The sequence below is a fragment of the Mesorhizobium sp. M2E.F.Ca.ET.209.01.1.1 genome (genome assembly GCF_004010375.2).
Lineage (GTDB): Bacteria > Pseudomonadota > Alphaproteobacteria > Rhizobiales > Rhizobiaceae > Mesorhizobium.
Genome location: NZ_SADP02000001.1, coordinates 588,760 through 604,329, shown reverse-complemented (window position 1 = coordinate 604,329; position 15,570 = coordinate 588,760). Strand labels below are relative to the sequence as shown.

The 15,570-nt window shown below is 63.8% G+C and carries 20 protein-coding genes; 8 read left to right on the top strand and 12 right to left on the bottom strand.

All coding sequences use genetic code 11. The features are described 5' to 3' along the window. Nucleotides 1-27 precede the first annotated feature (27 nt). From lptC to ptsN, 6 genes are all read left to right on the top strand, one after another. Nucleotides 28-741 carry an LPS export ABC transporter periplasmic protein LptC gene (gene lptC, locus EN852_RS03140; RefSeq protein WP_127868385.1) on the top strand — a complete coding sequence of 238 codons (714 nt, stop codon included), beginning with the start codon at nt 28-30 and terminating at the stop codon, nt 739-741. After that, a complete protein-coding gene (locus EN852_RS03135; RefSeq protein ID WP_127874865.1) occupies nt 728-1,324 on the top strand; it encodes an LptA/OstA family protein in 597 nt (198 codons plus the stop codon). Before lptC ends, EN852_RS03135 begins: the two co-directional genes overlap by 14 nt. Continuing rightward, entirely contained in the window at nt 1,324-2,142 is an 819-nt protein-coding gene (lptB, locus tag EN852_RS03130; RefSeq protein ID WP_042641058.1) for an LPS export ABC transporter ATP-binding protein, read from the top strand. Before EN852_RS03135 ends, lptB begins: the two co-directional genes overlap by 1 nt. 188 nt (nt 2,143-2,330) lie before the next feature. Next, nucleotides 2,331-3,857 (top strand): RNA polymerase factor sigma-54, encoded by a 1,527-nt coding sequence (gene rpoN / locus EN852_RS03125; RefSeq protein ID WP_127874864.1) that lies wholly within the window; start codon nt 2,331-2,333, stop codon nt 3,855-3,857. 330 nt (nt 3,858-4,187) lie between these two features. Next, nucleotides 4,188-4,775 (top strand): ribosome-associated translation inhibitor RaiA, encoded by a 588-nt coding sequence (gene raiA, locus EN852_RS03120; RefSeq protein ID WP_042641062.1) that lies wholly within the window; start codon nt 4,188-4,190, stop codon nt 4,773-4,775. A gap of 61 nt (nt 4,776-4,836) precedes the next feature. Continuing rightward, nucleotides 4,837-5,301, top strand: coding sequence for a PTS IIA-like nitrogen regulatory protein PtsN (gene ptsN, locus EN852_RS03115; protein ID WP_042641064.1), 465 nt, complete (start codon nt 4,837-4,839; stop codon nt 5,299-5,301). A 90-nt stretch (nt 5,302-5,391) separates the two neighbouring features. On the opposite strand, the gene EN852_RS03110 is transcribed toward ptsN, so the two are convergent. Next, nucleotides 5,392-5,649, bottom strand: coding sequence for a DUF1150 family protein (locus EN852_RS03110; RefSeq protein ID WP_036257920.1), 258 nt, complete (start codon nt 5,647-5,649; stop codon nt 5,392-5,394). Between the two features lie 63 nt (nt 5,650-5,712). Next, a complete protein-coding gene (locus EN852_RS03105) occupies nt 5,713-6,138 on the bottom strand; it encodes an Hsp20 family protein (protein ID WP_042641067.1) in 426 nt (141 codons plus the stop codon). 241 nt (nt 6,139-6,379) lie between these two features. Between EN852_RS03105 and EN852_RS03100 the strand changes: the two genes are divergently transcribed. Further along, nucleotides 6,380-7,324 carry a nucleoside hydrolase gene (locus EN852_RS03100; protein WP_127874863.1) on the top strand — a complete coding sequence of 315 codons (945 nt, stop codon included), beginning with the start codon at nt 6,380-6,382 and terminating at the stop codon, nt 7,322-7,324. A 109-nt stretch (nt 7,325-7,433) separates the two neighbouring features. On the opposite strand, the gene EN852_RS03095 is transcribed toward EN852_RS03100, so the two are convergent. The 9 genes from EN852_RS03095 to EN852_RS03055 all read right to left on the bottom strand — a co-directional run bounded on the left by EN852_RS03095 (nt 7,434) and on the right by EN852_RS03055 (nt 14,128). Continuing rightward, nucleotides 7,434-7,751 (bottom strand): hypothetical protein, encoded by a 318-nt coding sequence (locus EN852_RS03095; RefSeq protein ID WP_127874862.1) that lies wholly within the window; start codon nt 7,749-7,751, stop codon nt 7,434-7,436. 99 nt (nt 7,752-7,850) lie between these two features. Beyond that, on the bottom strand, nt 7,851-8,465 hold the full coding sequence (locus EN852_RS03090) for a LysE family translocator (RefSeq protein WP_127874861.1): 615 nt from the start codon (nt 8,463-8,465) through the stop codon (nt 7,851-7,853). Between the two features lie 93 nt (nt 8,466-8,558). Beyond that, nucleotides 8,559-10,010: an amidase gene (locus EN852_RS03085; protein ID WP_127874860.1), complete on the bottom strand. Its 1,452-nt coding sequence runs from the start codon at nt 10,008-10,010 to the stop codon at nt 8,559-8,561. Between the two features lie 2 nt (nt 10,011-10,012). Then, the gene (locus tag EN852_RS03080; RefSeq protein WP_127874859.1) at nt 10,013-10,918 is read right to left on the bottom strand and encodes a ribokinase; all 906 of its coding nucleotides are present in this window, start codon (nt 10,916-10,918) and stop codon (nt 10,013-10,015) included. A gap of 191 nt (nt 10,919-11,109) precedes the next feature. After that, nucleotides 11,110-11,586 carry a hypothetical protein gene (locus EN852_RS03075; protein ID WP_189545677.1) on the bottom strand — a complete coding sequence of 159 codons (477 nt, stop codon included), beginning with the start codon at nt 11,584-11,586 and terminating at the stop codon, nt 11,110-11,112. Further along, nucleotides 11,567-12,130: a hypothetical protein gene (locus tag EN852_RS03070; RefSeq protein ID WP_127874857.1), complete on the bottom strand. Its 564-nt coding sequence runs from the start codon at nt 12,128-12,130 to the stop codon at nt 11,567-11,569. Before EN852_RS03070 ends, EN852_RS03075 begins: the two co-directional genes overlap by 20 nt. Next, nucleotides 12,097-12,480 carry a hypothetical protein gene (locus EN852_RS03065; protein WP_245430037.1) on the bottom strand — a complete coding sequence of 128 codons (384 nt, stop codon included), beginning with the start codon at nt 12,478-12,480 and terminating at the stop codon, nt 12,097-12,099. Before EN852_RS03065 ends, EN852_RS03070 begins: the two co-directional genes overlap by 34 nt. A gap of 33 nt (nt 12,481-12,513) precedes the next feature. Further along, a complete protein-coding gene (locus EN852_RS03060; protein WP_127874856.1) occupies nt 12,514-12,984 on the bottom strand; it encodes a hypothetical protein in 471 nt (156 codons plus the stop codon). A 238-nt stretch (nt 12,985-13,222) separates the two neighbouring features. Beyond that, the gene (locus EN852_RS03055) at nt 13,223-14,128 is read right to left on the bottom strand and encodes a methylated-DNA--[protein]-cysteine S-methyltransferase (RefSeq protein WP_127874855.1); all 906 of its coding nucleotides are present in this window, start codon (nt 14,126-14,128) and stop codon (nt 13,223-13,225) included. 115 nt (nt 14,129-14,243) lie between these two features. Between EN852_RS03055 and EN852_RS03050 the strand changes: the two genes are divergently transcribed. After that, nucleotides 14,244-15,059, top strand: a complete 816-nt coding sequence (locus EN852_RS03050) for a class I SAM-dependent methyltransferase (RefSeq protein ID WP_127874854.1) — start codon at nt 14,244-14,246, stop codon at nt 15,057-15,059. A gap of 11 nt (nt 15,060-15,070) precedes the next feature. On the opposite strand, the gene EN852_RS03045 is transcribed toward EN852_RS03050, so the two are convergent. Continuing rightward, complete coding sequence (locus EN852_RS03045; RefSeq protein ID WP_127868399.1) at nt 15,071-15,565, bottom strand: DUF2244 domain-containing protein; 495 nt, start codon at nt 15,563-15,565, stop codon at nt 15,071-15,073. Nucleotides 15,566-15,570 lie beyond the last annotated feature (5 nt).

The following is a 15,570-nucleotide window of genomic DNA, read 5'->3' as shown; positions in this document are numbered from 1 at the left end:
GGCGGGCAAAGGTTCATTAGAAAAGTCATGTTGGCGCGATCTGACGAAACGAGCGATGCCGCACCGGCACCCGCTCCCGCGATCCAAGACGGGACGCGCGGCGAGGCGTTCAACCGCGCGCGACGGCACTCGCGCCGCGTGCGCGTGCTGAAATTCGCAGTGCCGCTGCTCGCGGCCGCGATTGCGATCGCCTTTCCAGTCTATTCCTACCTTAAAGCGCCCATCTCCATTTCCGTGCAGGCCGACGGCACGGCGTTTTCGAACGGCAAGCTGGTGATGGCCAATCCGAAGCTCAACGGCTTCACCAAGCAGAAGCTGCCCTATTCGCTGACGGCGACCAGGGCGACGCAGGACGTCGGCCAGCAGGCCGTGATCGATCTCGAAGGCATCAACGCCAAACTGCCCGTCGCCACCGACAATATCGTATCGGTCGATGCCGAGCACGGTATCTACAATCGCGACGCCAATACGATGAACCTCACCAGCGACGTCAGCGTGACGACGACAGACGGCCTTGCGGCGAAATTCAAATCGATCTTCCTAGACATGGGCAAAGGCTCTATGAAGACGAGCAATCCGGTCGACGTCAGCCGTGGCGGGTCGCGCATCACCGCGGACTCGATGTCGGTCGAGGACAATGGCAGGCTTGTGGTCTTCGAGAACCGGGTTCGCGTCAACATCGATCCGACTGCGCTGAAGGCGGCAGGGGTAAACAGTGGAGAACAGAATGCGTCGCAGTAAATCCGCGTGGGCCCTGGGCGCTGCCTCCGCATTGCTGTTTCTGGGGGCGGCGCATTCCTTCGCGCAGTCGAGCGCGACCAGCCAGATGTCCGGGCTCAAGCTGTCCGGCGACCAGCCGATCCAAATCGAGAGCGACAAGCTGGAAGTCCGGCAGGCCGAGAGCATGGCCGTTTTCAGCGGCAACGTCACGGTCAATCAGGGGCCGACGCTGCTAAAGGCCGGCAAGATGACGGTGTACTATGTCAAGGACCCCAAGGCTGACAAAAGCGCGGCTGCCGGAGCGTCGGCAATGACGGGCGCCGCCAATATCGATCACTTGGAGGTCGAGAACAAAGTCTACGTCAAATCGAACGACCAGGTCGCCACCGGCGACAGCGGCACGTTCGACATGAAGACGCAGGTGCTGGTGCTCAAGGGCAAGGAAGTGGTGCTGTCACAGGGCGACAACGTGCTCAAGGGCTGCATGCTCACCGTGCAGATGAAGAGCGGCCTCGCCAATGTCGACGGTTGTGGCGGCCGCGTCATCATGTCGATCACGCCCCAGAAGCAGGGCACGGCCCAGCAGGGAGCGTCGAGCAAGTAATGGCCGGCGTATCCTCGCTGCTTGCCCGTCTTCCGGGACGGGCGGCCGCAAAGCCGGCTGCCCCGGCGACGGTCGGCACCGACAAGGCGAAGTTCAAGGGCACCCTGATCGCCAAGGGCCTGACCAAAAGCTACAAGGGCCGCAAGGTGGTGAGCGGGGTGACGCTCGGCGTGCGCGCCGGCGAGGCCGTCGGCCTGCTTGGCCCCAACGGCGCCGGCAAGACCACCTGTTTCTACATGGTGACCGGCCTTGTCCCCGTCGATGAGGGTTCCATCGAGATCGACGGCTTCGATGTCACCTCGATGCCGATGTACCGGCGCGCCCGCCTTGGTATCGGCTATCTGCCGCAGGAAGCGTCGATCTTCCGGGGCCTGAACGTCGAGCAGAATATCCGCGCCGTGCTGGAAGTGGTCGAAAAGGATCGCAAGGTGCGCGAACGCAATCTCGACGAGCTGCTCGAGGAGTTCCACATCAGCCATCTGCGCAAGGCGCCGTCGATGTCGCTGTCGGGCGGCGAGCGGCGTCGCCTCGAAATCGCGCGGGCGTTGGCGACGCGGCCTGCCTATATGCTGCTCGACGAACCCTTCGCCGGCATCGACCCGATCGCCGTCGCCGACATTCAGCAGCTCGTCCGTCACCTCACGGCGCGCGGCATCGGCGTCTTGATCACCGATCACAATGTGCGCGAGACGCTCGGCTTGATCGATCGCGCCTATATCATCCATGCCGGCCAGGTGCTGACGCATGGCCGGGCCGACGAAATCGTCGCCAACGCCGATGTGCGGCGCCTCTATCTCGGCGAGGGTTTCACGCTCTGAGCGTAAAATACCTTTCTTCAGAGTGAATTTGAGCGAATTTCGACTGGTTTGTCGCGATTTTTCGGCCCGATAACGCTCCGGTAAGCCGATCCTGCTAGCGTTTTCCTTGACAAGCAAAAGCCGGGCCAGTTTCTATGCCCGACCGGAAAGCAAGATCCGACGCGTAGACGAGGCGTTTGAATCCCACCATGGCGCTGGCAGCCAAACTGCAGCTCAGACAATCCCAGTCGCTGGTGATGACGCCGCAGCTGATGCAGTCGATCCGGCTGCTGCAGCTCACCCATGTCGAGCTCGAGCGCTTCATCGATGAGGAGATCGAGCGCAACCCCCTCCTGGAGCGCGCCGAGCCGCAGGACGACGCCGCCAGCGACCAGGCCCAGAAAAGCGATGCCGCGCCGGAGCGGGATAGCGCGGGCGACTGGTTCGAGGGCGAGACGGAGTGGAGCTCGGAAGCGATCTCGCAAAAACTCGACTCCTCCCTGGAAAACCTGTTTCCCGACGATCCCGGCACCAGCGAGCGGCTGGGGCCGGACCTCACGGCGCAGTGGAAGTCGGCAGCGGGCAGCGCCGGCACGGCCTCGTCGGAGGGATTCGACGTCGGCGACATGGCCGCGGCCGCCGTCACATTGCGCGAACATGTTGGCGAGCAGATCGCGCTTGCTTCGCTGAGCCCTGGCGACCGCCTCATCGCTGGCGAGCTCGCCGATGGGCTCGACGAGGCCGGTTATCTGCGCACCGACCTGGTGGAGATCGCAGTCCGGCTCGGCACGGATGAAGCGGCCGTGGCGCATGTGCTTGGCGTCTGCCAGAGCTTCGAGCCGGCAGGACTCTTCGCGCGCGACCTTGCCGAGTGCCTGTCGCTGCAGCTTCAGGCGCGCGACAGGTTCGATCCGGCGATGAAAGCGCTGGTCGCAAATCTCGAGCTCCTGGCGCGGCGCGATTTCCAGACGCTGAAGCGCATCTGTGGCGTCGATGAGGAGGACCTCCTCGACATGCTGGCCGAGATCCGCGCGCTCGATCCGCGACCCGGCCTGGCATTCTCGGGCGGCGCAAGCGACGCGATTGTCGCCGATGTCGAGGTCCGCGCCGCCAATGACGGCAGCTGGGCGGTGGAGCTCAACGCCGACACGCTGCCGCGCGTGCTGGTGGACAATGTCTATTTTGCCCGTGTATCGAGCCACGCCAAGGACCAGGCGGAAAAGGATTTTCTCGCCGAATGCCTGCAGAACGCCAACTGGCTGACGCGCAGCCTCGACCAGCGGGCCAAGACCATTTTGAAAGTGGCCTCGGAAATCGTGCGGCAGCAGGACGCCTTCCTCGTCCATGGCGTGCGCCACCTCAAGCCGCTCAACCTGCGCACGGTGGCCGACGCCATCGGCATGCATGAATCGACCGTCAGCCGTGTCACCGCCAACAAATACATGCTTACGCCGCGCGGGGTTTTCGAGCTGCGCTATTTCTTCACAGCGTCGATTGCCTCGGCCGAAGGCGGCGAAGCGCACTCGTCCGAGGCCGTACGCGACCGCATCAAGCAGATGATCGACGAGGAAAAGCCCGCCGACGTGCTCTCCGATGACGCCATCGTCGACATGCTCAAGGAAAGCGGGATCGACATAGCGCGCCGCACCGTCGCGAAATACCGCGAAGGCATGAACATCGCGTCCTCGGTGCAGCGGCGACGGGAGAAGCGAGCGCTCGCGAACGCCGGCCGCTAGGCTTGTCCATATTCGGATGATGCCGGCCTGACCCGAATCCCCACACAGGCCTGGCCGGTGCGAGACAGGCTGATTTTCCACAATTCCCAAGCTTCATTGACAAGCCGCAATGAAGTGTCTAGAAGCCCGCCCGCATGAGCGGGGCGGTAATGCCCGCTTGCGAATGGGTCCGTCAGATACGGCCACGGATGGCCAAGAAGGCGACTTGTGATCAACCGGAAAGTTCGGGTCTAAAATCGGCGCGCATGCCGTTGCGAAGCTTGTGCGCGCGCGCCACGGGTATAAACTCGGGACCAGTTTGAAGCCTGAGCAAGGAAGGTCAGTTTTCAGATGAATCTACGCATTTCGGGAAAACACATGGACATCGGCGATGCGTTCCGCACGCGCATCAACGACCGGGTCGGCGAGGCGATCGAGAAATATTTCGACCGGGGTTTTTCAGGACATGTCACGGTCATCAAATCGGGGTCGCGTTTCTCCGCCGACTGCATGGTCCGGCTCGATTCCGGCGCTTCCTTGCAGGCGACCGGCGACGCCCAGGACCCGACGCTTGCTTTCGAGGCGGCGGCCGACCGCCTGGAAACACGGCTGCGCCGCTACAAGCGCCGGCTGAAATCGCGCAACACCGGCAACGGCAATGGCGAAGAGCCGACCGACATCGCCTACACGGTGATGGCGCCCCTGACCGACGATGAAGAAGACATTCCGGAGGACTTTGCTCCGGCCATCGTCGCCGAATCAAGCATGACGCTGCGGACCATGTCGGTGGCGTCGGCTGTCATCGAGCTCGACAACAGCGACAGCCCAGTATTCCTGTTCCGCAACGCCGGGACCGACCATCTCAACATCGTCTACCGCCGGCCGGATGGCAATATCGGCTGGATCGATCCGTCGACGACCAAAGTCGCACAGGCATAAAAAGCCGGCCGCGCGAGGGGGCGACGACTGGCGCGGCAGGCGAGCAAGGGATTTTTCAAGCATGGATCTCAGCGATCTCATCAGCGTCCCGGCGATCATGCCGGCGTTGAAGGCGAATTCCAAAAAGCAGCTTCTGCAATTGCTGTCGGAGAGGGCGGCGGCGATTTCGGGAATCCCGGAACGGGAGGTGTTCGACACCATCCTGCAGCGCGAACGGCTGGGATCGACCGGCGTCGGCAATGGCATTGCCATTCCGCATGGCAAGCTCGCGGGCGTGAAGCGGATCGCCGGTGTCTTCGCGCGGCTGGAAACGCCGGTCGATTTCGAGGCATTGGACGACCAGCCGGTCGACCTGGTGTTTCTGCTGCTTGCGCCCGAAGGCGCGGGCGCCGACCATCTCAAGGCGCTGTCGCGCATCGCGCGCGTGCTGCGCGATGCCGACACGGTTGCCAAGATCAGAGGTACGCGGGACGCGGTGGCGATCCACGCGCTGCTGTCCGACACGCAGGCCTCGCACGCGGCCTGATGTCTTGGACTAAAGCTTCGTTTTTGGATTAAACAAACCTTCCAAGGGCCGCCGCTGGCGGCCCTTTCCATTCCAGACGTCACAGCCGCGTTAGTGGATCGCGACGGTGGTCAGGTCGTTCTCAAGCGCACCCGCCAGCGCCCGGTCACGGGCATCGGAAAGCAGGATCGGCTGGCCGTTGGCGGCAAACAGCGCCCACAGCTCCAGGCCGGGCGCGATTTCGCCGAGGCCAGGGAAGCGGCCGCGCAGGTCGTCGCTCGACACTTTCCTCAGATAAGCGACAGAGCCTTCGCCGAGATGGGCGAGTTCGCCGCTGGTCATGGTGATCGTTTCGTCAGTTCTGGTCATTTCAAGCCTCCTTGGCGCGAGGACGCCAGGATTGGCCGCCTCGCATAGAGCCATCGGCAAAGGTCAGTCTTTCACCGATATGTTTATTTTTCGTACCAGCCGCTCGGCCTCCGGCCGATCGAGATCGATCGACAGCAGGCCGTTCTTCAGCTCGGCCGCGATCACCCGCATGCCGTCGGCCAGCACGAAGCAGCGCTGGAACTGGCGCGCGGCGATGCCGCGGTGGAGGAATTCGCGCTCGGTGTCGTCGGTCTGGCGACCTCGCACGATCAGCTGGTTTTCCTCCGTGGTGACATCGAGGTCGCTCTCGGCGAAACCGGCAACGGCCAGTGTGATGCGCAGCCTTTCGGCCTTGCCGTCAGCGGCGCTGAGGCGTTCGATGTTGTACGGCGGATAGCTGTCGCCGGTCTTCGCCAGACGCTCAAGCGTCTTTTCCATGGCATCGAAGCCCAGAAGAAGCGGGCTGGAGAAGGGCGTCATTCGAGACATTGTTACACTGTCCTCTAAAGAGCGACACAAACTGGAAAAACCCGGATGGCATTTTTCCCGATGGTCTTGATATGGTCCGCCGCGCGATCAAGTTCAAGCCGCTGAAATCAGGATGACGGTTCGTTGAACCGCCACCCTGGCTCAGCTCTTCGTTGGAGCATGATCTTGTCCGAAAACCTTTCCACTTTTTCGGGATCATGCTCGAAACCCCGCCCAAAAAGACTCCCCAAAAGGAAATGAAATGCCCCAGTCCAGAAAGATCATCATCGACACGGATCCCGGCCAGGACGATGCCGTCGCCATATTGCTGGCGCTCGGCAGTTCCGAACTGGAGATCGTCGGCATCACCGCAGTTGCCGGCAACGTGCCGCTGAAGCTGACCCAGAAAAATGCCCGCAAGATCTGCGAGCTGGCCGGCAGGCCCGACATCAAGGTCTATGCCGGCGCCATCCGCCCGCTGGCGCGCGAACTCGTCACCGCCGAGGAAGTGCATGGCAAGACCGGCCTGAACGGGCCGCAGCTGCCTGAGCCGACCATGCCGTTGCAGGAACAATATGCCGTCGATTTCATCGTCGAGACGCTGATGCGCGAGGAAAGCGGGACGATCACGCTCTGCCCGCTCGGCCCGCTCACCAACATCGCGCTGGCGCTGATCCGCGAGCCCAGGATCGCGCCGCGCATCAAGGAAATCGTTCTGATGGGCGGCGGCTTCTTCGAAGGCGGCAACGTCACGCCGGCCGCCGAATTCAACATCTATGTCGACCCGCAGGCCGCCGATCTGGTGTTCAAATCGGGCATTCCGATCGTCATGATGCCGCTCGACGTCACCCACAAGGCGCTGACCTCGTCGAAGCGCATCCAGGCTTTCCGCCAGCTCGGCACCAAGGTCGGCACCGCGACCGCCGAGATGCTGGAGTTCTTCGAACGCTATGACGAGGAAAAATACGGTACCGATGGCGGGCCGCTGCACGATCCATGCGTGATCGCCTATCTCCTCAAGCCGGAACTGTTCAAAGGCCGCCACTGCAATGTCAGCGTCGAGACCGCGTCGGAGCTCACCATGGGCATGACGGTGATCGACTGGTGGGGTGTCACCAAGCGCGAAAAGAACGCCACCGTCATGCGCGACATTGACCATGACGGCTTCTTCGCGCTGCTGGTGGAGAGGTTGGGGCGGCTGAACTGACCGCCCCAAATCATCAGGCGTGCGCCGTCACCCGTTGAGCAGTCGATAGGTGTCGGCGCTGTGCTTGTGATGCTGCCGCTCAATGGACAGCACCGACCTCTCGCTCCACTCATTCCGGAAAGCGGTATGAGATGAACCCATTTTCGCGGATGACGCGCTCGATGCCGATACGCGAGCCGATCACGTGGAGGCGATCGTCGTCGACAAGAAGGGATGAGCCGTCGTCAAGCAAAAGCACATAGTTAATGCCGCCCTGTCCCCACTGGGCACTTCTGATGGTTGCATCGATCGCGACGACCGACCGTATCGGGCTCGCAGCATTGGTCCAGCCAATCACGGCTGCGGGAATCGCCGTGAGCAAAATGACAATCGGGATCACGCCGAGCGCGTTCCTTTTCAGATCGGCAAAAGCCCATGACACTGGCATGAATCCCCAACCGCCAATCATGTGGTGAATAGAAGGCCGACTTTCAATCGGCCTTCTATTCCATGAGATTGCCGTTGGTGTGTTGGCTCCCGGGCGCCGTTACTTCGCCTTCGAAAACGCCAGCCATAGGCCGCCGCCGACGAGAAAACTGCCGCTGATGCGCGACATCAGCCTGACGCGGCTGGCCGACAGCAGCCGCCCGGCGCGGCCGGCGGCAAGGGCGTAGGTTGAGTCCGACATGGCGGCGAAGATCATCGCCGTCAGGCCCATAACCACGATCTGCAGCGTGTAATTGCCCTGCGGCGCGATGAACTGCGGGAAGAAGGCGCCGAAGAAGACAAGCGTCTTCGGATTGGAGATCGCCACCAGAAACCCCTGCAGGAAGAAGCCGCCACGCGGCTTCTTCGCCGACCCGTCGGGGTTGAGCGTGCCTTTGGCGCGAAACATCTGGATGCCCATCCAGATGAGATAGGCGGCGCCGATCAGCCGCACCCATTCGAACCAGTGGCCCATGCCGGCGATCAGCGTTTTGAGGCCGATGCCGACGATGGCGATCATGATGGCGAGCCCGGCCTGCGTGCCGGCGACGTTGGCCAAGCCGGCGCGCGAACCGTGGCGGATGCTGTTGGCGATGATCAGCGTGACCGTCGGCCCGGGCACCAGGATGATGACGATGCAGGCGACGACATAGGTTGCATAAAGTTCCAGCGACATGATTTGCCTCGAACAGGACGGCGCCGACTTGGGCGGAGCGCGATCAATGCACGGGATTGGCGTTGGCGCAAGCTCGCCGGGCAGGGCGGCCCGTCACGCAGCCCCCGCCGGCCATGGCAGCGTCGCCTCATAGGCGGCGCCGGCCTTGAGCACGCCGAGGTCGCCGCGCGGGCGGCCGATCAGCTGCGTGCCCATCGGCCGGCCTTTTGCGTCGAAGCCGGCCGGCACGTTGAGCGCCGGGCAGCCGCCGAGCGTGGCGAAAGCCGAGACCTGCATCCAGCGGTGATAGCTGTCCATTGTCAGCCCCGCGACCTTGTCCGGCCAGTGGGTGGTCACGTCGAATGGGAAGACCTGCGCCGTCGGCAGGGCGACGAGGTCGAAGCGCTCGAACAGCGACAGCAGCGTGCGATGCCACGACGTGCGCCGGACGGTTGCGGCGTGGATCTGCGGCGCGGTGAGGCGCATCGCCTGCTCCACTTCCCAGACAGCCTCGGGCTTCAAAAGCTTGCGTTTTGCCGGATCGTCGTAATGCGCCTTCAGCCCGCAGCCGCTGCTTGCCTGGCGCAAGGTGACGAAAGCCTGCCACAGTGCCTCGAAATCGACATCGGGCACCAGCTTTTCGCTGTGGAACGACGCGTCGGCAAAGCGTGCGAGCGCAGCCTCGCAAAGGTCGATGACGCCCGGTTCGGTCGGCAGGTGGCCGCCGAGGTCGCCCAGCCAGGCGACACGGCCGCCGGAGGCTTTTGTCCTCAAGCCGTCGAGGAACGAGCCTTCCTTGGCGTGCGACAAGGGCGCCTGCGGGTGGTAGCCCGCCTGTTCGTCGAGCAGCAGCGCGATGTCGCGGACGCTGCGGCCCATCGGTCCCTCGACGCCCATCTGCGAATGGAAGACATCGATGTCGGGGCCGGCCGGCACCAGCCCCTGCGAGGGACGGAAGCCGTAGACATTGTTGTAGGCGGCCGGATTGCGCAGCGAGCCGCCGAAGTCACTGCCGTCGGCGACCGGCAGCATGTCGAGCGCCAGCGCCACTGCCGCGCCGCCGCTCGAGCCGCCGGCGGTGAGCGCCGGGTCGAAGGCGTTGAGCGTCGGCCCCAAGACCGGATTGTAGGTGTTGGAGCCAAGGCCGAATTCCGGAACATTGGTCTTGCCGATGATGATAGCGCCGGCCTTGCGGATGCGCTCGACGAAGAAGTCGTCCGTGTCGGGGACGAAGTCGGCAAAGATCGGCGAGCCGAAGGTGGTTCTAAGCCCCTTGGTCAGGGCGAGGTCCTTAATGGCGATCGGCAGGCCGAACAGCGATCCGGTCTCGCCGCCTCGCGCCAAATAGTCGTCGGCGTTGTCGGCCTCGGCCAGGATATCGGTGCGCTCGCGCAGCGAGACGATGGCGTTGACCAGCGGGTTCACGGCCTCGATGCGGTCGAGGAAAGCGCTGACGACTTCACGCACCGAGAGTTGTCGCTGCCTGATCCTGTGGGCGAGCTCGACGGCGGGGAGGCGGCAGATGTCGCCGGCCGGCGGCACGGCATGCTTGGTGACGGGACGCATGCTTAACGCGTTCCCGCCAAAGCCGCGTCGACATCCTTGCCCAGCGGGATCGCCGGCTGCGCGCCGGGCTTCAGGCAGGCGAGCGAGCCGGCCGCGGCGGCGCGGGTGATTGCGTCCTGAAGCGACAGACCCGACGACAGGCCGGCGCCGAAATAGCCGCAGAAGGTGTCGCCGGCGCCGACGGTGTCGACCGGGTTGATCTTCAGCGCCGGGATGGTGAGGAAATCATGCGGCGTCGCGGCCAGCACGCCGTCGCCGCCCAGCGTGACGACCATGGCGCGGCCGGTCTTTTGGGCATAGTCGCGCATGCGGGCGGGGCGGTCGCGCCCGGAAAGCGACAGCGTCTCGCCATAGAGATCGAATTCGGTTTCATTGGCCACGGCATAGTCGGCCTTGCCGAGGAAGCTGGCGGCTTCGGCACGGAAGGGAGCGGTGTTGAGCACGCTGACGGCGCCCGCCGCGCGCGCTGCGTCAAGCGCGGCCTCGACCGTCTGCAGCGGGATCTCGTGCTGCAGGAGCACGACATCGCCCTTCTTGAGGAAGGCCTTGGCGATATCGCCCGGCACCACCGAATCATTGGCGCCCGGCACGACGGCGATGACATTCTCCCCGTCGGCGCCGACCAGGATCAACGCCGTGCCGGTCGAGGCGAAGCTCTGGCCGACACCGGAGAGATCGACATTGCCGGCCCTGAGCAGCGCGAGCGCGTCGGCGGCGAAACTATCCTTGCCGACCGCGCCCACCATGCGCACCTGGGCTCCCGCGCGCGCCGCGGCCAAGGCCTGGTTGGCGCCCTTGCCGCCGGGCGCGGTGGCGAAGCTCGAGCCGCGCACCGTCTCGCCCGGTTCCGGCAGGCGGTCGACATTGGCGATGAGGTCGAGGTTGATCGAACCGACAACGATAATCAAAAAACTGCCTCCCGTTGAAGCGGCTCAACCCGTGCTGAAAGGCGGGCCTGCTCCAAGACTCTGCTTTTGCGCAAGTCCAGGCGAAAGGCGCGAAGCGCTTTTCCTGTAATTGCGGGCTGGGCGCGAAGCTAGCCGCAAAGTCCGCCGGTTGCCAGATCATGTCGGTTGTGCGCGCCTACGGCCCACAGGCATCATTCGCAGCGCACGGTGACCATGCCCTGATAATTGCCCGCCGGGAAGATGCCGGGCGACTTCGTGGCGGTCAGATCGACCTGGATGGTATGGATGCCGTTGGTCACCCGCTGCGGCGAGCTGCCCGGAATGTCCACGCCCGAGCCGTCGAGCCGGAAGACAGTGTCAAAAGTGACGTTGGTGTCGCCGCCGCTCGGCGCCGAGGTGAAGGCGATCGGCGCCGGCGCGGAGACGGAATAGCAGTCCAAGAGGTTAAGGATGGTGCACAGAAGCGAGTTCGCGGTGATGGTGGCGCCGGCGCTCGACCCGCCTGCCTGCTTGGAGCCGAAGATGTTGATTGCGGGGTTCGATTTCATGGTTCCCGACGCCCCGATCATGATCGTGCAAGTGCCGATGATCGCCGCCTGCGCCGGCAGACAGAAGCCCGCAAGCGCCGCTGCCGCGAGCAGCGCGCAGCTATTTCCGCTTCTTGCCATTGCCGGTCGTGCCTCTGATGGTCCAGCCTTCATTGGCCCATCCCGCTGATTTGACCTGTGCTGCGTTGGCTTGGGCCGCGCTGGTCTGGGGCGCGGGGCCTTGGGGTGTGGAGGCGGCCACACTCCCCGTCGTCTGGCCGTCGGCGCCGAGGCCCATTTTGAGGAGTTTCAATTCAAGCTGCAGGCGCTCGACTTCCAACTCGTAGAGGCGGCTGCAATCGACGCGTTTCGGCGTCCGCCCGATCGGGATCACCACGCGGCCATAGGTGGCGAAGTCGCTGTTGGCCTGGTTGCTGTTGTTATTGCCGTGGATGACGCCGAGGTCGAGATAGGCGCCGCTGCCGGAAACGGCTGAGCGGCAGGTGGTGCCGTCGCTGGCATGGACCTCGTCCTGGCCCTGGGGCAGGGTGACGCCGGGCAGGCTGAAACCGGTCTGGTTCTGGTTCAGGTTCAGGATATCCTCTGCAAGCCCCTGACTGACGACAGCCAGGGCGGGCAGCAAGGACAAGGTCAGAACCTGCGATGCCCGAAGAACTTTCCGCATATCTGTGCCCTTATCTGGGTCTGCTCGCTTGGAAAGGGGATGCTCTCGGTACAGATACGCACTTTACGCTCGTTCGCGCCGTCGAACGGCACGACCACCAGGACAGGGCGCGAAGCCTGGCCGGCCAGAAGGAAGGCGCTCGGCGTGATCCTGGCCGCGACGGGCTGGAAATCCTGGTCGTAGACATGGACCTCCACGCGGATGCGCTGGTTGTACGGGTTGCCCGGAAAGACGCGGACGGCAAAGGCATCGGTGAAGGATCGCACCTCGCCCCGCATCGGCGTCATCGACTGGCCGGTCGCTGCAACGGGAGACAGCGCGGCGATCAGGCCCGCCGCCAGGATTGCAATTCTTCTCAAGGACCGCTCCTTTTCGCGTTAGGACTATTCGCAGCGCAGCGTCACCGTTGCCTGGTAGTTGCCGGCGGAGAACCGGTTCGTGCCGCTCTTGGTGCCGGCGAGATTGACCGCCACCGTCGATGTGCCCGGCACCGTCAGCGCGGTCGCGGTGCCGGTTTCGGCAATCGTCTGCGCGCCTGAAGTGGCGAAGGTCGGAGTCCATGTCGTTGCCGTCGTGTCCGATGCCGGCACGGTCGTCGTGGTTACCGGGTCCACGCTGAGCGAGACGCCGCCCGTCGTATCGACCTGAGCGCTGCCCGCCGAGCCGCCGGCATTATGCGAGCTCAGCGACTGAAGACTGCTGCTCACGGTCATCGTGCCGTTGGAGTTGATCGTGATGGTGCAGGTCGCGGTGATCGTGCCATTGAACAGCACGTTTCCGGTGGTGGCCGATGCCGTCTGGCAGGCGCAGGCGGCCAGCAGGCTCGCGGCCATGGCGACGCGAAAGAACTTCATTGAGACTCCTCTTTCGAGCCGGAGGGTGCCGGCTCAACGTCGGGTCATCTTCCCTTTATCGTGGTTAATTTAGCGTTAAGTGAAATAAAGTCAGGAAGCAACTACAAATAAAATCGGCGATAACCATAGGTTGTCGCCGGTTGCATTTTGCGAATAACCCAATCGGTCTATTTAGGGTGTATCGATTTATATTACCATACGCGGTTTTTCGCAATGGCATGCCAAAAAATCGATAGTTTCAGGACCCCACTTGGCCGGCTTCCCAACCGAGGATAGCGCGCTTGCGTGTCAGACCCCAGTGATAACCGGTGAGCGCGCCGGATTTGCCGAGCGCGCGATGGCAGGGCACCACGAAGGACATCGGGTTGGCGCCCACCGCCGCGCCGACCGCCCGGCTGGCGCTGGGATGGCCGATACTCGCCGCGATCGAGGAATAGGTGCAGGCCCTGCCCATCGGGATGCGCAGCAAGGCTTCCCAGACGCGCAGCTGGAAATCGGTGCCGATCATCACCACGCGCAGCGGCTGGTCGGCGCGCCACTTCGTCGGGTCGAAGACGCGCGCGGCGTAAGCCTGGGTGGCTGACATGTCCTCGACATAGGTCGCGTTCGGCCAGCGGCCGGACATGTCCGCGAAGGCAGCCCGCTCGCCGCCGGCATCGCAGAAAGCGAGGCCCGCGAGGCCGCGGTCGGTGACCATGATCAGCGCGATGCCGAAAGGCGAGATGTGGTAGCCGTAGCGGATGGTGAGACCCGCGCCCCTGGTCTTGTAGTCGCCGGGCGACATTGCCTCGTGGGTGACGAAGAGGTCGTGCAGCCGGCCTGGGCCGGACATGCCGAGCTCGAACGACGTCTCCAGGAGCGGCATGCCGGAATCGAGCAGCCTGCGGGCGTGGTCGAGCGTCACCGCCTGCAGGAAGGCTTTCGGCGACAGGCCGGCCCAGCGCGTGAACAGCTTCTGCAGGCCGGTCGGCGTCTCGCCGACTTCCTCGGCCAGCACCTCCAGCGAGGGCTGGTCGCGATAGTCGAGGCTGATCTTCTCGATGGCGCGGCGCACGACGTCGTAGTCGCTGCCTTCCGGCGTGATGTCGTTCTCAAGGATCGCGATCGGCTTCATGCGCGTATTCATGGTCATCTGAGCGTTCATGGCAATATCTCCTTGGCCGCGAATATCGGCCTTCCAGAGTTCTGCAACCACCCGAAACTTGCCTTCCCGGCGCCGGCACCCAGATAGAGTGAGCTTCGGGCCGAAGAGGACAATCATGGCCGGCGAAAGGGTCGATCTCACCGGGGCAAGGGAAACCTTGCTGATGACGCTGTACGGCAAGGCGCTGGAGAGCCGGCTGCCCAATTCGCTCCTCCAGGATCGCTTCGCCGACGAGGCGGTGAAGAAGATCGACTATGATTTCTCGAAGCTCAAGGTCGACGGCAATCTCGGGCTGGGTTTTGCGATCCGGGCGAAAACACTGGACATGTGCGTCGCGGATTTCCTTGCGAGATATCCAGATGCGATCGTGGTGCATCTGGGATGCGGGCTCGATACGCGGATATTTCGCGTCGACGCGCCGCCAGGCGTCGACTGGTTCGACGTCGATTACCCGGAGGTCATCGAGCTCAGGCGCAGGCTCTATCCGCCCCGTGACTGCTATCACCTTGTCGCCTCATCGGTGATCGAGCCGGATTGGCTGACCGTGGTGCCCCGCAACCGTCCCGCCATAGTGTTGGCGGAGGGGCTTACGCCCTATCTCCCGGCCGATGAGGGGCCGCGGCTGTTCGCGCGGCTTGTCTCCCATCTGGCCGGCGGCGAGTTGATGTTCGATGCCTATAGCCGTTTCGGGCTGAAGCTGATGCGCCTCAATCCGGCCATCAAGGCCACCGGCTCCGAGGTCCACTGGGCCATTGAGGATCCGCGCGAACTGGAGCAGGCGGTGCCAAAACTTCGCTTCATCGGGGAGATCCCGTCCTACAAGCCGCAGCAAGGGGCGCGGCTTAGCTGGTCCGCGCGCTTGTTCGTTGGCCTCTGGAGGCTTATCCCCGCCATGCGCAAGGTCGGCAGGTTGCTGCGCTACCGGTTCTGATTTGCTGGGCGTCAGCGCGTCTTGGCGGTCGCCAGCGCGCGTGAAAAGGCGGTGGCGAAGCTTTCGCGGTCGTCGGGATTGAGGAAGCCGCCGATCGCCACGCTCTTGCCCTGCGCTTCGACGGCCATCCTGGTGATGCCGATCTCAGCGTGGCGAGCGATCGAGAAGCGCGCCCAGAACGGGTTGAAGCGATGCGCTTCCGAACGGCCGGAAGGTGCGGTCTTGCGTATGTCGAGGCTGGTGCGCGACACCGAGATTTCTTCGCGGGCGCGCGCGGCCCGGTAATTGGCGCGGAAGGCGATGTAGACGGCAATCACGTCGAGGCCGAAGAAACCGAACACCGGCCAGGCGCCATGCGCCAGGAAAAAAGCGCCGGTGACGATCCAGCCGGAGACAAGCGCGCCCATCAGAATCAGGAAGCCGGTACGGCCGAGCGAGCGGTGCGGCGTCAGCAAGGCCTGGAAAAATGGCTCGTCGGCCTGAAACGAGGCGTTTGTGTCGCTCATGAGGG

Excerpts from the sequence above, each read along its gene's own strand:
- EN852_RS03070 (WP_127874857.1), bottom strand. The coding sequence starts at position 12,130 with ATGCGGAAAGTTCTTCGGGCATCGCAGGTTCTGACCTTGTCCTTGCTG.
- EN852_RS03105 (WP_042641067.1), bottom strand. The coding sequence starts at position 6,138 with ATGTCTCGAATGACGCCCTTCTCCAGCCCGCTTCTTCTGGGCTTCGAT.
- raiA (WP_042641062.1), top strand. The coding sequence starts at position 4,188 with ATGAATCTACGCATTTCGGGAAAACACATGGACATCGGCGATGCGTTC.
- EN852_RS03045 (WP_127868399.1), bottom strand. The coding sequence starts at position 15,565 with ATGAGCGACACAAACGCCTCGTTTCAGGCCGACGAGCCATTTTTCCAG.
- EN852_RS03060 (WP_127874856.1), bottom strand. The coding sequence starts at position 12,984 with ATGAAGTTCTTTCGCGTCGCCATGGCCGCGAGCCTGCTGGCCGCCTGC.
- lptC (WP_127868385.1), top strand. The coding sequence starts at position 28 with ATGTTGGCGCGATCTGACGAAACGAGCGATGCCGCACCGGCACCCGCT.
- EN852_RS03055 (WP_127874855.1), bottom strand. The coding sequence starts at position 14,128 with ATGAACGCTCAGATGACCATGAATACGCGCATGAAGCCGATCGCGATC.
- EN852_RS03050 (WP_127874854.1), top strand. The coding sequence starts at position 14,244 with ATGGCCGGCGAAAGGGTCGATCTCACCGGGGCAAGGGAAACCTTGCTG.
- EN852_RS03095 (WP_127874862.1), bottom strand. The coding sequence starts at position 7,751 with ATGCCAGTGTCATGGGCTTTTGCCGATCTGAAAAGGAACGCGCTCGGC.
- EN852_RS03085 (WP_127874860.1), bottom strand. The coding sequence starts at position 10,010 with ATGCGTCCCGTCACCAAGCATGCCGTGCCGCCGGCCGGCGACATCTGC.
- lptB (WP_042641058.1), top strand. The coding sequence starts at position 1,324 with ATGGCCGGCGTATCCTCGCTGCTTGCCCGTCTTCCGGGACGGGCGGCC.
- EN852_RS03090 (WP_127874861.1), bottom strand. The coding sequence starts at position 8,465 with ATGTCGCTGGAACTTTATGCAACCTATGTCGTCGCCTGCATCGTCATC.
- EN852_RS03110 (WP_036257920.1), bottom strand. The coding sequence starts at position 5,649 with ATGACCAGAACTGACGAAACGATCACCATGACCAGCGGCGAACTCGCC.
- EN852_RS03100 (WP_127874863.1), top strand. The coding sequence starts at position 6,380 with ATGCCCCAGTCCAGAAAGATCATCATCGACACGGATCCCGGCCAGGAC.
- rpoN (WP_127874864.1), top strand. The coding sequence starts at position 2,331 with ATGGCGCTGGCAGCCAAACTGCAGCTCAGACAATCCCAGTCGCTGGTG.
- EN852_RS03075 (WP_189545677.1), bottom strand. The coding sequence starts at position 11,586 with ATGGCAAGAAGCGGAAATAGCTGCGCGCTGCTCGCGGCAGCGGCGCTT.
- EN852_RS03135 (WP_127874865.1), top strand. The coding sequence starts at position 728 with ATGCGTCGCAGTAAATCCGCGTGGGCCCTGGGCGCTGCCTCCGCATTG.
- ptsN (WP_042641064.1), top strand. The coding sequence starts at position 4,837 with ATGGATCTCAGCGATCTCATCAGCGTCCCGGCGATCATGCCGGCGTTG.